The 15,879-nt window shown below is 59.8% G+C and carries 15 protein-coding genes and 1 pseudogene; 9 read left to right on the plus strand and 7 right to left on the minus strand.

Annotation, left to right across the window (positions count from 1 at the left end):
• From NKG60_RS31645 to NKG60_RS31655, 3 genes are all read left to right on the plus strand, one after another.
• Positions 1–356: glycosyltransferase (locus tag NKG60_RS31645; RefSeq protein ID WP_352863115.1), on the plus strand; the 356-nt coding region annotated here is incomplete at its 5' end.
• 613 nt (positions 357–969) lie between these two features.
• Positions 970–1,152, plus strand: a complete 183-nt coding sequence (locus NKG60_RS31650) for a hypothetical protein (RefSeq protein ID WP_352661277.1) — start codon at positions 970–972, stop codon at positions 1,150–1,152.
• A 50-nt stretch (positions 1,153–1,202) separates the two neighbouring features.
• Entirely contained in the window at positions 1,203–3,401 is a 2,199-nt protein-coding gene (locus NKG60_RS31655) for an amylo-alpha-1,6-glucosidase (protein ID WP_352661274.1), read from the plus strand.
• Between the two features lie 258 nt (positions 3,402–3,659).
• Here NKG60_RS31655 and NKG60_RS31660 read toward each other — a convergent pair whose 3' ends face one another.
• Entirely contained in the window at positions 3,660–3,782 is a 123-nt protein-coding gene (locus NKG60_RS31660) for a hypothetical protein (protein ID WP_352493557.1), read from the minus strand.
• Between the two features lie 268 nt (positions 3,783–4,050).
• Between NKG60_RS31660 and NKG60_RS31665 the strand changes: the two genes are divergently transcribed.
• Positions 4,051–4,935, plus strand: coding sequence for a hypothetical protein (locus NKG60_RS31665; protein WP_352863268.1), 885 nt, complete (start codon positions 4,051–4,053; stop codon positions 4,933–4,935).
• A gap of 412 nt (positions 4,936–5,347) precedes the next feature.
• On the plus strand, positions 5,348–5,653 hold the full coding sequence (locus tag NKG60_RS31670) for a hypothetical protein (protein ID WP_352661271.1): 306 nt from the start codon (positions 5,348–5,350) through the stop codon (positions 5,651–5,653).
• A gap of 552 nt (positions 5,654–6,205) precedes the next feature.
• Here NKG60_RS31670 and NKG60_RS31675 read toward each other — a convergent pair.
• The 4 genes and pseudogenes from NKG60_RS31675 to ligD all read right to left on the minus strand — a co-directional run bounded on the left by NKG60_RS31675 (position 6,206) and on the right by ligD (position 11,994).
• The gene (locus tag NKG60_RS31675; protein ID WP_352493559.1) at positions 6,206–6,382 is read right to left on the minus strand and encodes a hypothetical protein; all 177 of its coding nucleotides are present in this window, start codon (positions 6,380–6,382) and stop codon (positions 6,206–6,208) included.
• Positions 6,383–6,759: 377 nt separating this feature from the next.
• Positions 6,760–7,194, minus strand: a complete 435-nt coding sequence (locus tag NKG60_RS31680; protein ID WP_352494341.1) for a CopG family transcriptional regulator — start codon at positions 7,192–7,194, stop codon at positions 6,760–6,762.
• Between the two features lie 4 nt (positions 7,195–7,198).
• Entirely contained in the window at positions 7,199–9,196 is a 1,998-nt protein-coding gene (locus NKG60_RS31685; RefSeq protein ID WP_352976643.1) for a conjugal transfer protein TraG, read from the minus strand.
• Between the two features lie 1,006 nt (positions 9,197–10,202).
• Positions 10,203–11,994 (minus strand): annotated as a pseudogene (gene ligD / locus NKG60_RS31690) (DNA ligase D).
• Between the two features lie 148 nt (positions 11,995–12,142).
• On the opposite strand from ligD, the gene NKG60_RS31695 reads away from it, so the two are divergent.
• The 3 genes from NKG60_RS31695 (at position 12,143) to NKG60_RS31705 (ending at position 13,883) form a co-directional block, all read left to right on the plus strand.
• Positions 12,143–12,439, plus strand: a complete 297-nt coding sequence (locus NKG60_RS31695) for a hypothetical protein (protein ID WP_352863119.1) — start codon at positions 12,143–12,145, stop codon at positions 12,437–12,439.
• Positions 12,440–12,837: 398 nt separating this feature from the next.
• Positions 12,838–13,098 carry a hypothetical protein gene (locus NKG60_RS31700; RefSeq protein ID WP_352863121.1) on the plus strand — a complete coding sequence of 87 codons (261 nt, stop codon included), beginning with the start codon at positions 12,838–12,840 and terminating at the stop codon, positions 13,096–13,098.
• A gap of 581 nt (positions 13,099–13,679) precedes the next feature.
• The gene (locus tag NKG60_RS31705; RefSeq protein ID WP_352661254.1) at positions 13,680–13,883 is read left to right on the plus strand and encodes a hypothetical protein; all 204 of its coding nucleotides are present in this window, start codon (positions 13,680–13,682) and stop codon (positions 13,881–13,883) included.
• A 114-nt stretch (positions 13,884–13,997) separates the two neighbouring features.
• On the opposite strand, the gene NKG60_RS31710 is transcribed toward NKG60_RS31705, so the two are convergent.
• Complete coding sequence (locus tag NKG60_RS31710; protein WP_352976646.1) at positions 13,998–14,243, minus strand: DUF6894 family protein; 246 nt, start codon at positions 14,241–14,243, stop codon at positions 13,998–14,000.
• Between the two features lie 632 nt (positions 14,244–14,875).
• Here NKG60_RS31710 and NKG60_RS31715 point away from each other — a divergent pair.
• Positions 14,876–15,079 (plus strand): hypothetical protein, encoded by a 204-nt coding sequence (locus tag NKG60_RS31715; RefSeq protein ID WP_352863123.1) that lies wholly within the window; start codon positions 14,876–14,878, stop codon positions 15,077–15,079.
• A gap of 177 nt (positions 15,080–15,256) precedes the next feature.
• Here the strand turns inward: NKG60_RS31715 and NKG60_RS31720 are convergent, their stop codons facing one another.
• Entirely contained in the window at positions 15,257–15,724 is a 468-nt protein-coding gene (locus NKG60_RS31720; RefSeq protein WP_352863125.1) for a hypothetical protein, read from the minus strand.
• Between the last annotated feature and the right edge of the window lie 155 nt (positions 15,725–15,879).

Consider the following 15,879-nt stretch of genomic DNA (forward strand, 5'->3'; position numbering starts at 1 on the left):
CGATCGAAGCAATGGCCTGCGGTACGCCGGTGGTTGCGTTCCGGCGTGGCGCCGTCCCGGAGATCATCGATGACGGTGTGTCCGGGTGGATCGCGGATACGGTGGAGGAAGCTGTGGGCGCGCTCCGGCGCATAGACAGCCTCGATCGCGCACGAGTGCGGCAGACGTTCGAAAATCGGTTCACGGTCGAGCGCATGTGCAGCGATTATGTGGCACTCTACCGAGCACTCACGAACACCGGAACAGCCACACTTGCGTTCGATCGCGATGAGAGCATGCGCCGTCGAGCGCGCTCCGCGCCGCCGCGGCTGCCTGCGCAGGCCCCGAAGGTTCATCGCACGCCACCTGGTCCCTGAGGTGCCGCAGTATTCGAACAGTCTGGTGCAGATGGTGCTGCCAATGTGGTGTCCATCATTCTGGGTCGCGCGACTTCACGCCTTTGGGTCTAGCCTCGGTGGGCGATATCGGACTGGCATGGTTTTCAGAACCGCAGCGGTCGTTTGCACCATGGAGGATGCAACCAGTGTGGGGCCGTCGCCCCTGCGGCGCGTGTCGACGTGCTGGAACCCCTCTCTGCTCACCCCTCGGGAGCGCGCGGCTTTGGGCTGACCCTCATCTTATGTGGGCAAAATGCGTTGCGCACCCAGCCGTTCTGCTTGTTGACAGTCGCCGAGAATACACCAGTTTGAGCGGAAGACACTTCGAAGGTTGGCGCCCGCAAGCACCTGAAGCCGGCGACTATTTTGATGAAAGACGGTCGAGGACAACTCCGGATGGACGCGTGCCGTCGCAACCAGATTGCTGCGTCGCCGGGCCTCGCCAGAAAGTATCCATCTTTCTCCGGCCCGCGCGTTGGCGGATGGCAGACCGCCGGCTCGATCCTGGTGGCGAACAGCAGACGTGCGCAACGGCCGTGGGCTCATACTTTCGCCGAGCTGCTGGTGATGGATGAGGTCAGGCTCGCCACGCGTGCTTCTGGTGCGGCTGGAGGATGTGCTCGCCGGGACGGGCTTGGCAGTTCTGCTGGAGGGGGCGGGTTTGTCGGCCCCTGTTCGCGGCTATGTGCTCGAAGCGGTCAGATTGTTCGAGCTCATTGATGACCGGCTGGTGGATCTGGGGCCAGGCGTTCAAGGCAGACGTCAGGTCTCGTAGCCGACGATCGCGGCGGCGGCCGACACTGGCCGTTCAATCTGTTCCCGTGGATGCTGATCGATCGGGTGACGGTTGAACCAATGACGCTAGAGATCACAGTCGGACCGCCACGTCTGGCGATTAACCAGGGACGCAGCTTCCTTGTCACCGAACCGGATGGCCAGATCGCCTGGCCCACGTATAACGGGTTGTATGCGTCTGACACACGCCTGATATCCAGCTGGCAGATCTTTGCCAATGGGCAACCATGGGACCTCCTCAGTTCCGGAAACATCGCCTACTTCGCCGCCAAGATCTATCTGGTCAATCAGGCGTTCGCGACCGAAACGAACCATGTGCCAGCAGGCAGCCTTGGGCTGGTAATCGGCCGCGCCTTGGATGGTGGGCTGCATGAGGATTTTGAACTCGTAAACCACGGGCAAAAGCCAGTGCGGTTCAATTTGGAAGTTGCCATGCGCAGCGACTTTGCCGATCTTTTCGAAGTCAAGGCCGACGCAATCATCCGTCGCGGACGTATTACCACGGAATGGTCGTCCAGAGCGGCGAGCCTTCGTACCTCGTACGTGAATCGGGACTTCAAGCGAGACGTCATTGTCAAGGTCCGCCGGACGGCCACAAAGCCCGTCTATGCCAATGGCCGGATCAGCTTCGACATCGAGCTCGAACCGGGCGCGACATGGCATGCTTGTCTTCTCTACGACTTTGGCAATGGCGAGACAATCTATCGGGCACCGCGAGCCTGCATTGACAAATGCCTCGAGTCGAAGGCCGCAAAACGCCTCGCGGGATGGCAAGGCAGCGCATTGAAGTTCAACTGTTCCAATGACGAATTTCATCGCTTCTACCATCAGGCGGTCGAAGACATGGCCGCGCTGCGGCTGCCGATCGAAGGTACGGACGAACTAGAATACGTGCCGGCCGCCGGACTACCCTGGTTCATAAGCCTGTTCGGGCGCGACAGCCTGATAGTCTCACTTCAGAATGCCCTGGTCTACCCAGATTTTTCGCGCGGCGCCTTGGACGTTTTAGGGCGATTTCAGGCCACCGAACGAGACGACTACCGCGATGCGGAACCGGGGAAGATAATGCATGAGCTTCGCACCGGCGAACTCGCCCATTTCAATTTGATCCCCCATACGCCCTATTACGGCACGGCCGATGCCACGCCTTTGTATCTGATCGTGCTCCACAACACTTGGCGATGCACCGGTGACGCCAGCCTTCTCGAGCGACACATGGCAACGGCCGAGAAGTGCCTGGATTGGATTGACCGGTATGGGGACCGTGACGGCGACGGTTTCCAGGAATACGAAACCCGCTCGGCTGCGGGGTACGAGAACCAGAGCTGGAAAGACGCCGGTGACGCCTTGGTTTATCCCGACGGCACCCTGGTGAAGGGACCCAAGGCGCTTTGCGAATTGCAAGGCTATGTCTATGACGCTTGGCAGCGCATGGCTGAAATCTTCGATGCCACAGGCGATGGCGATCGTGCCGGGCAGCTACGCGCCAAAGCCAAGAGCTTGTTCGACCGATTCAACGAGGTCTTCTGGGACGAGGCATCCGGCTTCTACGCGTTCGCGTTGGATGGCGACAAGAAGCCGGTGCTGAGCGTCGCTTCCAACCCCGGTCACTGTCTTTGGTCGGGAATAGTCCCACCCGAACGAGCCGTCAGGGTGGTGCATAGGCTGATGATGCCGGATATGTGGAGCGGTTGGGGGATTCGGACGCTTTCGGCCGATCACCCGGCCTACAATCCACATTCCTATCAACGCGGCTCTGTATGGCCGCATGACAACGGGCTGATCGCGCTCGGCTTCCGGCGCTATGGCTTTTTCGCGGAAGCCTGCCGCCTCTCTCGCGACGTGAGCAGCGCCGCAATCTACTTCATGCAACATCGAATGCCCGAGCTGTTCGCCGGATTGCCGCGAACGCCCACGACTTTCCCCGTGCAGTATAAGGGAGCGAACGTTCCGCAGGCATGGGCGGCCGGATCCTGTTTTTCGCTTCTGCAAGCGATCATGGGCTTCCAGCCCGACGCTCCAAATGGCAAGCTGTACATCGATCCAAGGCTGCCCGACTGGATAGAGGAACTCACTTTGAACGACTTGCGCCTGGGCAAAAATCGCCTCGAACTCCGTTTGTGGCGCGTCGGCGCCGAGACCCGTTGGCAAGTGAGCGACGGCGATCCTTCACTGGTGGAAGCGCGAAGTTGTGCCACCGGGCCGAACTTGCGCTTGGCCTGCGTATGAGGTGAGCTCCGCCGGGTTCGCTCGCTACCGGGGCGGGAGCGGATGTCTTCTTGCCCGTGAGGCGGTTGCCGGGATCATAGGAACTTTTCGTCCGGCGTCTTTAATTCCTGGAGGCAAACAATTCGTATGCAGTGATCGGCAGTTGACGACGTCCTTTATGTTGAGGTTCGATGGTGGGCCTTCGTCAACCTCAAGCCGATCCGCCCGATTGCCCGCGGATTGCCGTGACAAAGCTCCCTTCCCCGGCCTTGGAAGTGCTTAGCTGTCATCCTTAAAAGACTTCGCAGCTTCATCGATCTTACGCCAATCGTTTCCGTGGCGCCGCACCAGCTCCCGCGCCTGGGCTGGCGATATACTTTGCGTTTCGACGATGTGGTTCACTTCCGTCTCCTCGCCTTTCAGGGGACGCGAACGAGGGCTCGCTGGCCGTCTGGGGTTTTTTGCATCTCGTCTGGGCATGAATGGACCTCTCCTGGATCGATATAAACGGTCCGGCGCGGTGAAGGTTTCGCCACGTTAGCGCGTTGAGCAGTTTCACCGATCGCGCCATCAGCTTCCCCTTGCGGCTCTGACCATACCTTCTGGTGTTCTTGGGACCCAAATGAGCTGCACCGCGTTGTTTGCGAGCAGTGCTGTGCTTCGCAACCTGATGGAAAAATCCGACGCCCCTGCTGCACCGCGGACAGTTCCTGGTGCCGAAGCGCGCTTTCCATACGATCGCGCCGCGGTTGAGCGGTTTCGACAGACATTCCCGCGCGCCAGGTGGAGTGACGAGCGGAGAAGCTGGTTCGTGCCGGGAAAGACTGCAGCGCGGCGCATCCAGCGCTGGCTGGCACAAGAGGCGGATCTACGAGTAGCACATGATGACAGCAAAGGACGGGACGCCTTCGCCTTCGATCCCCTGTCGAGCCGGTATCTGGAAGTCGCCGACGACCTGCGCATTCGCACCCCATATTCGCGGACGGTTCTCGACGAACTGCGATCCGTCCCGTGGGCGAGCTGGGACGACGAACTGCGGGCCTGGAGGGTGCCTTTCCGCTCCTACGAGGAGTTGAGGCGCCATTGGCCAAGCATCGAAAGGGCCGCCCGCCGCGCAGAACCGGAGGAGAGGAAACGGCGACGGGAAGCGTCCAAAGACTCCGAGGAATATAAAGCCGCCAGATTGCGCTATGCCGAACGCAGGCGACGTCGCTATCCACTGCCCCCTAACGATTTGCCCCGGCTTGGCCGTGCCGTGGCAACGCAGCAATACGGCATCGTGGTCTTCACCGAGATTTCGGGTGAACTCGTCGACGCCTCGGAGTTAGCGGCGTTCTATGCGCATTTGATCGAGACGAACGTCGACCATGTCTGGGGCAGATGGCGTCCGGCGACGTTGGCTGAATTGATTAAGACATGGCCCGCTCGGCGTGCTGCCGGGTTAACGGAACGGCAGCGAGGCTGGTGGCAACCGACGCTGCCCGAGCTCAGGGTCGCTCGCCAAAAAGCTCGAAGCCTAGCGCGAAGAAGGGCAAGGCTTGTGTCCTCGTTCTAGCCTTTCGGGCTTGCCGCTTCCGGCGTCTGCCGGGTTGCCCTTGGTATTGAAATGTCACCCCGATCGGAGGCTTCCATGTGCAAACATTGCGAACAACATACGGCCTGGCTGAACATTGCTGGATGATGACTTCGCTGGCCTTGAAATTCCCGACGAACTTGACCTGCGCGTACGCGCACGACACCCGCATCGATGATCCGGGTTCAATAACCCGCACGGCAGGTAAAGCCATCGACCTATGTCAAACCATTTCTGCAGAATTTGACGCACCAAGGCCGATCCAAGGCCAACGGGAGCGCCTACCAGCTTGGAATTGTGCGGAACCGTACGAAGTCGATTGCAAGCAACCAACCTGGTTGGCCGGGCATTAATTTAGCAAAGCGTGAATTAGGAAAGCATCGGGAGGAAGACCATGCTGCACGTTAACATGCCTCGCGAATTTGAGGTCGGCGATGAGGTTGCGCTGGCAGGTATCGTCATCGCGATTCTCCCCAGCGGGCGCGCCAGGGTGAGCATTCCTTCGTATGACCATCCTTATACGATTGATCCGCCACCGAAAGTCCGGGCCGGCGACCGAGTGGTTCTTGTTGGGGACGTCACCCGCGTCGATCGCGGGGCGAACAAACTCACTGTGCGGATTGACTGTGGCGGGGTGATCACGGTCGACAAGTCGGCGATCACTCGGCTGAGAAAGCACCACCGGATTTCAGCGGGTTGATGCTCCTGCGAGACAGCAGCCGGTGTCGGCGTAGGGAAGATGCCCACGCCTTTGAACAGCCCAAGGGTGCGGCGCGGTCCAGCCGGATGTGGGGCGGATGAATGGATCAATGGAAGCTCAACGGCTAGGGCACAAGTGCAGCTAGTGCGTCCCTGGTGTCTTCGGATTACTTGAAACAGGGCTCTGCAACGAGCGCATGGTCGCCGCTCGGCAAGTTCAACCGCGATGGGCTCCGGGCCCCTCGATGCCGGCAATAGGTCTGCTCGGAGCGTCGTGACGGGACTGGGTGACATGGTTGCGGTGGATTAGGAGCCATCGCCCTGGGTTAATAACCCGGTCGGTGACGGCCGCGGTCGCGTCGACAACAATCGCACGGCACCCAAGTTGCAGCTGAAAGCCCGCGAGGTATCTGTCACGACATAGCGTGCCAGCGAAGCTCCGGCCTCGCGACAGGGATTCGTTGTAAGACGACCAGACGGCGCCGGCCAGATGGGCGAGAACTTACGTCTCGATCAGGCTCGGCGTTCGTCGACAACCGTCGGTAACTGCCGACTACGAGTCGAGGTCGTAGGGCTCGTGGCCCAGCTCGTTGTGATGAAGCGCCTCTGCCATACACCTGATATCGAACGCCTGGCCACACGCCGGGCAGACGACGAAATACTCCTCCTCCCGAAGTGGCGATGCATCGTGGTCTTGGGGGATGACGATGTCATTGTAGTCGTCGGGCATTGGGTCCTCCGGCAACCCGCCCGCTCTGCTGGAACGCGTGCCGGCAGGATTTGTTTCAAAGTTATTGCGCCGAAGGAAAGGCCCGATCTCCGGTTTTCGGCTGCGATGCCGTGCCGCCGGCAGCTTCATCTGCAATCTTGGGTACGGCACGGGCAAGAACCTGTTCCCCGGGGAAAAGGCTCGAATTTAACCCAGCATGCGCAGTCGAAACAACTCCAATCTGGGAAGGCACATGCCTAGCCGAGATCGACTGTGGAGACGAATGCCGAGGCCCGCCGCTCCGATGAGAGGTGTTCTGATGGGTATCAGCTGCGCAAAGTAGCTCCGCAACCGGGCACCGGGAGTCGGGCTGTTGAAGCGCCTGTCGTGCCGGCAGCTCATCCAGTTGCCGGCGGCGCTGGCGGGACATCGTCGGCTATCTCCTGCCTGAGCCTTGGTCCTTTGCTAAGCCGGCGACCGAGCGCATCAACGAAATTGTCGTAGCGCTGCAAGCCCTTGGCGCGCGCCTCCGCTTGCGCCGATTCCGGCAAGGCTGGAGTCGAGTTGAGCCAAAACCGGACGAACAATGCTAGCGTTTCAATAGCAATTCCGACGTCACGCTCGACCCGCTGCACGCGTCGATCGATCTGATCGAGGCGGCGAGTTATCGCCGCTTGCTTTCGTTCTTCGGCGTCCGGCGACAGGAAAGACGCGAGCGCAGCCTCGGCGACCAGTGACAGCGAGACCTCGCGTCGCCCAGCGTAATCTGCCAGTGCCCTCATTACGTCAGGGTCGAGATAGGCAGACAGACGTCTTTTCTTGGCGTTCTTCATGCGCTCAAAGCTCAATGCCATCATTGGGGTCAAGGGCGGCCTGTCGTGCAGCGCGCCTCATAGCCTGATCGACACTGCCACGACGCAGGGCGTCATCGTCGGGCTCGTCACGGTCGAGATCGAACTCATCGTCGCGCCGTTGGGTTCGCTCCGGCGCGATGTTTTCGTGTTCGGGGAGCTCGGGCTGGCGGCGAATGCCGCCATTGGCCGGATCCTCGTCCTGCTGATCTCTGGCATGCCTCAGCTCGCGAGATTTCCCTTTCAGGTCAACAAAAAGTGTCGTGTCGGTCCAGTCGTCTGAGCGAGCGTTTTGCGTTGTCCCTCCGGTCCTTGGTGGCGGCAAGACACGCCCGGCAAGACGCGGGTCGGCAAAGTAGCGTGCCTTCTTCGCACGGATTGGGAACTGGCCCGAGACCATGATGATCGCATCGGTCGGCGGCAGGTGCATGATCTCGCCCGGCGTCATCAGTGCACGCGCCGTTTCCTGCCGCGACACCATCAGATGCCCGAGCCAGGGCGACAATCTGTGCCCCGCATAGTTTTTCATGGCGCGCAACTCGGTCGCGGTCCCCAGAGAGTCTGAGACGCGCTTGGCTGTCCTCTCGTCGTTGGTGGCGAAGCTCACCCGCACATGACAATTGTCGAGGACAGAATTGTTCGGTCCGTAGGCCTTTTCGATCTGATTGAGCGATTGTGCGATCAGGAACGACTTGATGCCGTAGCCGGCCATGAAGGCCAGCGCGCTTTCGAAGAAATCGAGCCTGCCAAGCGCGGGAAACTCGTCCAGCAGCATCAAAAGACGCTGCCGGTGATCCTTCGCGTGAAGATCTTCGGTGAGCCTGCGGCCGATCTGGTTAAGCACAAGTCGGATCAGCGGCTTTGTGCGACTGATGTCCGATGGCGGCACGACCAGATAAAGCGTCGTCGGCCGTGCCTCCTCGACAAGGTCTGCGATCCGCCAGTCACAGCATGACGTCACCTTGGCCACAACTGGATCGCGGTAGAGGCCCAGAAAACTCATGGCCGTCGAGAGCACGCCGGAACGCTCGTTCTCGGACTTGTTAAGCAGTTCCCGAGCAGCCGACGCAACGACGGGATGCGGGCCGGCATCACCCAAATGCCGCGTCAGCATCATGGCGCGCAGCGTTGTCTCAATTGGCCGCTCTGGATCGGAAAGGAAGTTCGCCACGCCGGCGAGGGTTTTGTCTTTCTCCGCATAGAGCACGTGCAGTATGGCGCCGACCAGCAGCGCATGGCTGGTCTTCTCCCAGTGGTTGCGGCGTTCCAACGTGCCTTCCGGGTCGACCAGGACATCCGCCACGTTCTGCACATCTCGAACTTCCCACTCGCCCCGTCGCACCTCCAGCAGCGGATTGTAGGCTGCGGATCCAGCATTGGTCGGGTCGAACAGAAGCACCCGGCCGAAACGGGCCCGCCATCCGGCCGTCAATTCCCAGTTTTCGCCTTTGATGTCGTGGACGATTGCCGAACCCGGCCAGGTCAGCAGTGACGGCACGACCAGGCCGACGCCTTTGCCGCTTCGGGTCGGTGCAAAACATAGCACGTGTTCCGGACCGTCGTGGCGCAGATAGTGTCGGCCCAACATACCCAGCACCACCCCATCCTGACCAATCATCCCGGCGGCCTTGATTTCGTCTCGCGTCGCCCAACGCGCCGAGCCGTAGGTCGTGGTGTCCTTTGCGTCGCGCGCCCGCCACAGCGACATCCCGATCGCTGCGACGATAGCCATCAGGCTTCCGCTCGCCGCAATCGCCGCGCCCTCAAGGAAGACCTTCGGCGCGTAGGCATCGTAGAAAAACCACCACCAGAAAAAGGCAGGCGGCGGATAGATGGGCTGTCCAGCCAGTTCGAACCACGGCGGACCGAGTTGGCTTTGAAAGCCGAGCCGCGCTGCCGTCCACTGTGTCGCCCCCCATGTTGTCGCGACGACGATCAGGAAGGCGGTGAGGATTTGGCCCCATAGAACCTTGCTTGCCGGCATCGGTCGTTTCCCAAATGGATGATCGGAAACAACCGAAAAGCTCGAATTCCTGAATCCGCAAGACAAAAGGAGCGGTCGAAGCAGCAGGGCGTACCCGGACGTTGAAAGACTTGCCAAATGCGGTCTCGAATGTTGAACGAGCGTCGGGGGGCCGCTTTCTTCTGGAGCCGTTGAGCCGCTACTTGCCTATGACAGTTAGTTGTCTCGGCTCATGGCATTGACGAGATGGACGGGTTCTTGGAGACTCACGGACTGCGCATGACCAAACGGACAAGAGGCCTCAGCAGCGCGCCGTGCCGGAGAACGCGCCAGTCCCAGCAAGTCGTGGTCAGCCAGATTTGCCGTTCTGCTGAGCTCGAATCCAACCGCCTCCCGGATCGGTGGCGCGATGGTAGCCGACTTGACGAGCAGACCGCATCAAGTCTGTTCAATTATAATCAATTCAGTCATATCAACAGTTTCAATCGAATCTCATTGCAACTGCTGCAAAGCCGCGCGGGCCTTACGGGTCGCGGCATTCTATTGGGCCGCACCTAAGTTCCAGATGTCCCGATGCAGGCGCCATGTCCCGTCGTCCTCAAAGCGCCGGCTAACGCCTCACGGCCCCCACATCTCGACGACGGTGTTCGTTCGGATGATGCTTTTCCGTGGCTTTACGCGCAAGTTTTCGTCAGCCAGCAAAGGGCCTCCTCTTACGCTCGCTGGTCGTCAGGGCCCAGCGGCCTCTTGCTGACAGTCCCCCCGCAGCCAAGCCGCTGGGCACCTCGACGCCGGGAGTGAGCATTGGAGACGAAGTCGCGCTTACCGCTACAGTGAAGGCGCGTGACAGATGCCCGCGTCAGCCTCTCCACCCGAGCTGCGATTTTCCGCATTCGATCAAGGCACAGCAAATCCAAGTTCAAGCGAGGCCACATATTGAGCTTCGAGGCGAACTCACCAGGGTAGATGAAACAGCTTCAAGGTCGAGGCCGATAAGGCCTTTGCATGGACTAAGACTTCGCGATTGCTATCGGTTTTTGCACGTGGTCCAGGCGGCCTTCGCCGGCCGAAATGGGCTCTCCAACGTAAACGCGTCTGGCAAAATTCCCTTTTCGACCTGCGTCCATGTGACGGGAGCGGCTATCGGAAAGCTTGAACGGGCTCGAGGCGAGTAAGCGCCGACGGCTGTGTTGCCGCGGCCGTTGCGGAGGTAATCCAGAAAGATGCGCCCACAACGAGCCGATGGCGCAGCCGACAAAAGATAGCGATCGGGATGCTTGCTGACCAACTGCTGCGCTAGCTTTCGGGCATACTGCCGGGCGGCGTCGTGGGTGATCACGGGCTGCAGTGGCGCCATCACATGCAGACCCTTGCCGCCGGTCACCTTCGGCCAGCTATCGAGTCCTTCCGAACGCAGCATGTCCCGGACCTTCAGAGCCGTCTCGACGATCATTTCCCATTCGACCCCTTCGCCAGGATCCAGATCGATGACAACCCGGTCGGCATGCTCGATATCATCGACGGTGGCGTTCCAGGGATGCAACTCGACAGCGCCTATTTCCACCAAGCCAAGCAGGCCATCAAGATCATCGACCCACAGCCTCACGCCTTCTCCACCCTCGCGCTTCTGAACACGCAGTTGGTGCACGGTATCCGGAATGTCGGGCAATCCGCGCTTGTGATAGAAGGTGACCCCGTGCGAGTGGCGAACCAGCTTGAGCGGGCGCCGGCCGAGGTGGACAAGCGCTTTTTTCGCCACCTTCGTCCAATAGCTCATCAGCTCCTCTTTCGATGGCACGACTGCGTCGGGCAGCAGTTGCAAAATGTTCTCGCGAGGGACGCCGAAACTTTCATTGGGCGGCTGCGTCTTGCCGACCAATGGCGTGTGGGCTGGTAAGCTCAGATCATCCCGCAGCCCTTTGAACACGGCTTCCCGCAGCAGCCCGTCATCGGTGATCCCGCCATATTCGATCTCAGCCTCAACGGCCGGCTGCACCCAAGTCGCTTTGGGCTTGTCTATCGGTTCGGCCAGCGGAGATTTGTCGACGATTAGCGGGTCCAAGCGTTCGCGCACTTCGCGTGCGTCGGTGAGGCTGTAGCCGCTCTGCGCCTTACCGGCATAGTGGACGCGATTGCCTTTGCGGCGACCGAGGTAAAGCGAGGCAATCCTGCGCGGCCTGGCACCTAGCTTTTCGACAAAGGCGACAATCGGAAAATTGTCGCTCTTGACGCATTTGAGCTTGAGCCAGCTCTCCTGCCGGCCGGAGCGGTAAGGGGAGTCCGCGCGTTTCGAGACAATCCCCTCAAGGCCCATTTCGCACGCGTGCTCGAACACGGTCGGGCCGTCACCTTCCAGATGATCAACATAGACGAGTGCCGAGGGCGCGCCTTTCAATAGACGTTGCAAGGCCCGCTTACGCTCGAGGAGTGGAGCGTCACGCACGTCTTTGCCGTTGAGATGGAGGAGGTCGAAGGCGTGGAAGACCAGCTTGGTCGATTCGGCCTTCCCAAGTTCACGGCGTAGTGCCTGGAAATCAGGACGCCCTGTAGCACCAAAAACTGTCGCTTCGCCATCGATGATTTGCCCGCCTTACTTTTAGCGTACCCGCAGCTCGGACGATCGGGACGTATCTGTCGGTCCAGTCGTAGCCGTTGCGCGTGAAGGCCTGCACCCTACCCTCTTGGATGATCAGCTGCGTACGGTATCCATCGTATTTGATTTCGTGGATCCACCCGCGGCCCCTGGGCGGCTTGTCGACCAGTGTGGGCATTTGGAACTCAATGAACGACAGCCGGCCAAGGCCAAGCTCGGTAAGCATGCACGCGCACTCCAAACGCTGCGATTTGAATCAATATCGCTGGTTCGAATCGGTTCCGAAACAAATTGCGGGCTCAGGCGCACGTCAGTCATTCTCTTCAAGTTAGCAATCTCTTGACGGCCGCAACAACCGCCCCAGACTCATGCACATGGCCTGGGAAATTACAGACATCAACGTCGGCGACGAGGTGGCGATCACGGTGACGGTGCTCAAGTTGCTTGATGACGGCAGAGCCAGCGTCAGCATCCCCTCCTACGGTTTTCCACATTCGATCCCTGCCCCTAAGAAGGCTAAGCCAGGCGACGAACTCCAGCTAACAGGCGAAGTGACGCGCGTGGACGAGCAAGACCGGACAGTTACAATGAAGGCAGGCGGGCTGATCACTATCGATGTCGATGCAATCACCGATTGGACGCCTGTCCCACGCAAAAAGATGGCGTCCTAAGAGATGAGCCGGATTAAAAGCAACAACGACCGGATCGCCGAGATCATCGCGTTCGCCGTCGACGCGCCAGGGGACACCACGATCAGCGAGGTCCTGCCGGGGCTGGCCACCAGCCCTGGTAGCGACGCTTGGTGCCGCCTGTCACGGAAAACTGGTGACGCTACTAAACCGCTCCTTTAGGAGCTCATCACCACAAGCGCCTCAGATGAGCTGAAATCGCACGATTCTCCTGGCTCACACTGCAGCTCCAAGTAACACATCGGGGGCAGAACGGAGGGAAAGCAGGCTCAAGGTCGAGGCGGACCAGCAAACAATTCAGGAGTCGCGGGCTGTAAAAAGCGCAACGAAAGCTGCTTGCCCGCGTTGCCATTGATCCGAAGCTCCACCGGGAGGACTACATGGCCGACGACAAGAGCACGCGCGACCGAGACCGCCTGGAACCTAGCCAGGACTACGACGTGAAGCATTTCGCTCAGCAAAATGGCATCGCCGTGGATCAGGTTCCCGAGCTGATCCGCGCCAATGACAACGATCGCGCGGGCGTTGCGGAGGCTACCAAGGCCCTCCGGCGGGCGGCCGGCGGGAGCCGATCGGACGGCAGCGGAGATCCGCCAGGAAAGAGCTCGAATGCACCTCGGCGTAGCGAAAGCGAAAACTGATTGCGACAAGGTGATTGTCACCAATTGGCGAGGACAAGACAGACCGCGAGCGTATCAAGTAGCTTCATGCGGGGTTGCTCGCCGAAGAGACTGGTATAACGGCGCGCGATCTCATCGAAACGATTGGAATCGATCGCGCATCACTCGTGCACGAGCCACGGATGCTGAATTCTAACCGGAAGTCGCCCGAGAAGCCGGGATAGTCCGGCTGAAATTCCGAGGAGGCAAAAAACGCGCACTTTCGGGGGGACAGGAGCCGGGCCATCGGTGCCACCCGATCTGGCATCGTCCGGGGCCAAGGTCTGCTGCGCACGCCCAACCTTCACCGTCAGCGGTGTCCAGCCTCAATGCGAAACGTCCCACACGTGCGGGAACGGCGGGACGCGATCGGGCGCCTTGCATCAGGCAAGGGTAACTCGGGGGCCTGCGCAGCCTGGTGCGCGCGATCACTCCTCACAGCTCCAGGATCGGTGGAAGCGATTGTGGTCCGCGTCCTTCCTCCGGAGACGCGGGCAGGTCGTCACGGACCATGGTGAGCAAACCCCTTGGTCAAAATGGTGCATTAGAAATTTGGAGCATAGTTGAGGCAGAAAGCATTGTTGGCCATAGACAAGAATGGTGGCGACAATCTTCCTGAATGGCTTCCGAGCCGCCTGCCCGAGGATCCAGTAATCCGAGCAGACGTCGCGGCAAAGATTTCAAGTGAGGCTCACGGCAAAAATGGGTCGGACGATGAGGTGCTTATGAAAGCCAGGCTGGTGGAACAGGAAGAAGCTGAAGCCTAGTCGGCCACCAACCATCTATGATTCCGTTGCTCCTGGTCCTTTATGTGCTCTCGATGTTAGGATTGGTCGGGTACGTGCTCGCTCGTTCGTATTTTCTATGACGCCCGCTCACCTCTAGTGCGCCATCTCAATTTCGAATCTGATCCTGGCGTGAAGCAACACCTCGCCCTTCTCTGTTCGAACGATCATTGCGAAGTCGCGGCTGGAACCGTCTGCCTTGTCTTTCACGATCGCCGCCAAGGCCCTTGCTGCCTCGACCCTGGCAGCTTCCGCGTCAGGAAGATCGGTGCCTTGATCGTCCTGATACAACTCATTGGCATCCGCGAAGTCGAAGAAATATCGCGGCATGGTTGGGCGCATCGGTCTGGGAGATTAGCTAAGACGCGTTTTGCAGCCTCCGTCAGGCGGGCGCGATCCTTGCCGTGGATCTCTGCCGAGCTGGTCGGGGGTCAGGCCGTTCTGGGCGGCGAAATACTCCACCTCATTGTCTTCGTGCGCTGACGTGCGGTCGCGTCCGCGGAAATCTCGTTTACTCTTGTCTTCGGCCATCTTGTCCTCCCTGTCGCCTTGGATAGACCGCAACGCTGCCGAGCGACTTTCGTTGCGCATGTACCGCTCTGCTGCGATTATTTGGCATTCATCCTTTGGCCATTTGGCGGTCGCCCCGCGGAGGTGAGGCTCTCAGTCTCTTTGCTGCTTCCGCTCGCGTTGCGAAGCGCAAACAGCGATAGCAGTCGCGAGATGCTTCGATACCGTGGCGAAGGCCAGGCCGGCGGCGTCACTCCGGTCGCATCGCTGGTGGCTCGGTCCGGTCAGCCGGCTTTCACCTCCAAAAAATGTCGCGGCAGACGCAGTTGCTCGGCTTCTGTACTATGGAATGTCGACCCAGATAATGGGGCTACATCATCGCCAGTCGGGGAAGTATTTCCCGCGGGGATAGCCACTGTGTTGACGGCATCCAGCACCCTTTCGCGGAGCCGGCGACAATCTCAATGCCGCCGAGGGTTGAAACTTTTGCACGGCTTGGAACGCTATTGGAGCGCCGTGTTGAACTCCGGTTCCATCATACCGGCAACAATCTTCAACAAACCATCATTGCAGTCACCAAGAACGTGATGGAAACGGCGAAGGCCGGTGCAAGCAGCCAGCGAGCCTGGCTCGCAAACGTTGAGCGCCGCGGCCGCGGTGAGGGCTAGGCGCCCAGCCTGGTTCGGTTTCGCCGTTGCGGAACCGCGGAAACAGCAGATTGCCCCACGTTGGCGGTGCGTCGGTGGAACGGGCCGACTGAGAACCGCTGTTGGCGTTAAATCTCAGTCTTCGCTGCAAGTGAGCGCGATCAACGTCCACACATGTTTCTGAAAGTTAATCAGGCTTTAGCAGCCTTCCGCCCGTAGGGATCGCACCATTCGCACCACGACGGGATCGTAGGGGATTTTTTCGGATCTGCTGTAGTTCATTGTAAAGAGCGCCGCACGGTCATTGCAGATCGCAATGACGCGTACGTAGCGGATTTGCCCGTCCCTGATGCCGGAATAGCTGGCCCAAGTCGGCTTAACGCGCCGATAGGTCACTTTCCAGCCTGCCTTTTCGTCCTCGACAATTCGATGCTCTATCTCGGCGCGGAAACTGGCCTTGCCGAGCCTTGCGCCCCAAACAGCAAGAAAGGCCTCGTTTGTGCCCTGAAAAGCTGCCCCCTGGTCGGAACGCTGAGTCAGAACAAAGCCAGGGGGCACATCGAATACAAAGCCAAACTGCTTGATGCCGAAGGGCTGCCACTCTTGCGCATAAAGAAGCGTGGTGGAAAACAACAACGAGACGAAGCTAAGCAGCAAACGGAACATGGCGTTTAATTGTCGCGTAATATACCGTCCATACCTGCCGGATCCAGATCGCAATTTTTTGCCAAGGCGACCTAGAGCACGTCCTGTGATCGATGAATCGATTGTGATGTGACGGCTGCGTTTTGTGCTGATTCAACATCCACCTCGATGGAGGT

This window comes from Mesorhizobium sp. M1428 (assembly GCF_040317515.1).
GTDB lineage: Bacteria > Pseudomonadota > Alphaproteobacteria > Rhizobiales > Rhizobiaceae > Mesorhizobium.

Excerpts from the sequence above, each read along its gene's own strand:
- NKG60_RS31680 (WP_352494341.1), bottom strand. The coding sequence starts at position 7,194 with ATGAAGAACGCCAAGAAAAGACGTCTGTCTGCCTATCTCGACCCTGAC.
- NKG60_RS31700 (WP_352863121.1), top strand. The coding sequence starts at position 12,838 with ATGGCCGACGACAAGAGCACGCGCGACCGAGACCGCCTGGAACCTAGC.
- NKG60_RS31720 (WP_352863125.1), bottom strand. The coding sequence starts at position 15,724 with ATGTTCCGTTTGCTGCTTAGCTTCGTCTCGTTGTTGTTTTCCACCACG.
- NKG60_RS31715 (WP_352863123.1), top strand. The coding sequence starts at position 14,876 with ATGCCGCCGAGGGTTGAAACTTTTGCACGGCTTGGAACGCTATTGGAG.
- NKG60_RS31710 (WP_352976646.1), bottom strand. The coding sequence starts at position 14,243 with ATGCGCCCAACCATGCCGCGATATTTCTTCGACTTCGCGGATGCCAAT.
- NKG60_RS31670 (WP_352661271.1), top strand. The coding sequence starts at position 5,348 with ATGCTGCACGTTAACATGCCTCGCGAATTTGAGGTCGGCGATGAGGTT.
- NKG60_RS31685 (WP_352976643.1), bottom strand. The coding sequence starts at position 9,196 with ATGCCGGCAAGCAAGGTTCTATGGGGCCAAATCCTCACCGCCTTCCTG.
- NKG60_RS31665 (WP_352863268.1), top strand. The coding sequence starts at position 4,051 with ATGGAAAAATCCGACGCCCCTGCTGCACCGCGGACAGTTCCTGGTGCC.
- NKG60_RS31695 (WP_352863119.1), top strand. The coding sequence starts at position 12,143 with ATGGCCTGGGAAATTACAGACATCAACGTCGGCGACGAGGTGGCGATC.
- NKG60_RS31655 (WP_352661274.1), top strand. The coding sequence starts at position 1,203 with ATGCTGATCGATCGGGTGACGGTTGAACCAATGACGCTAGAGATCACA.
- NKG60_RS31675 (WP_352493559.1), bottom strand. The coding sequence starts at position 6,382 with ATGCCCGACGACTACAATGACATCGTCATCCCCCAAGACCACGATGCA.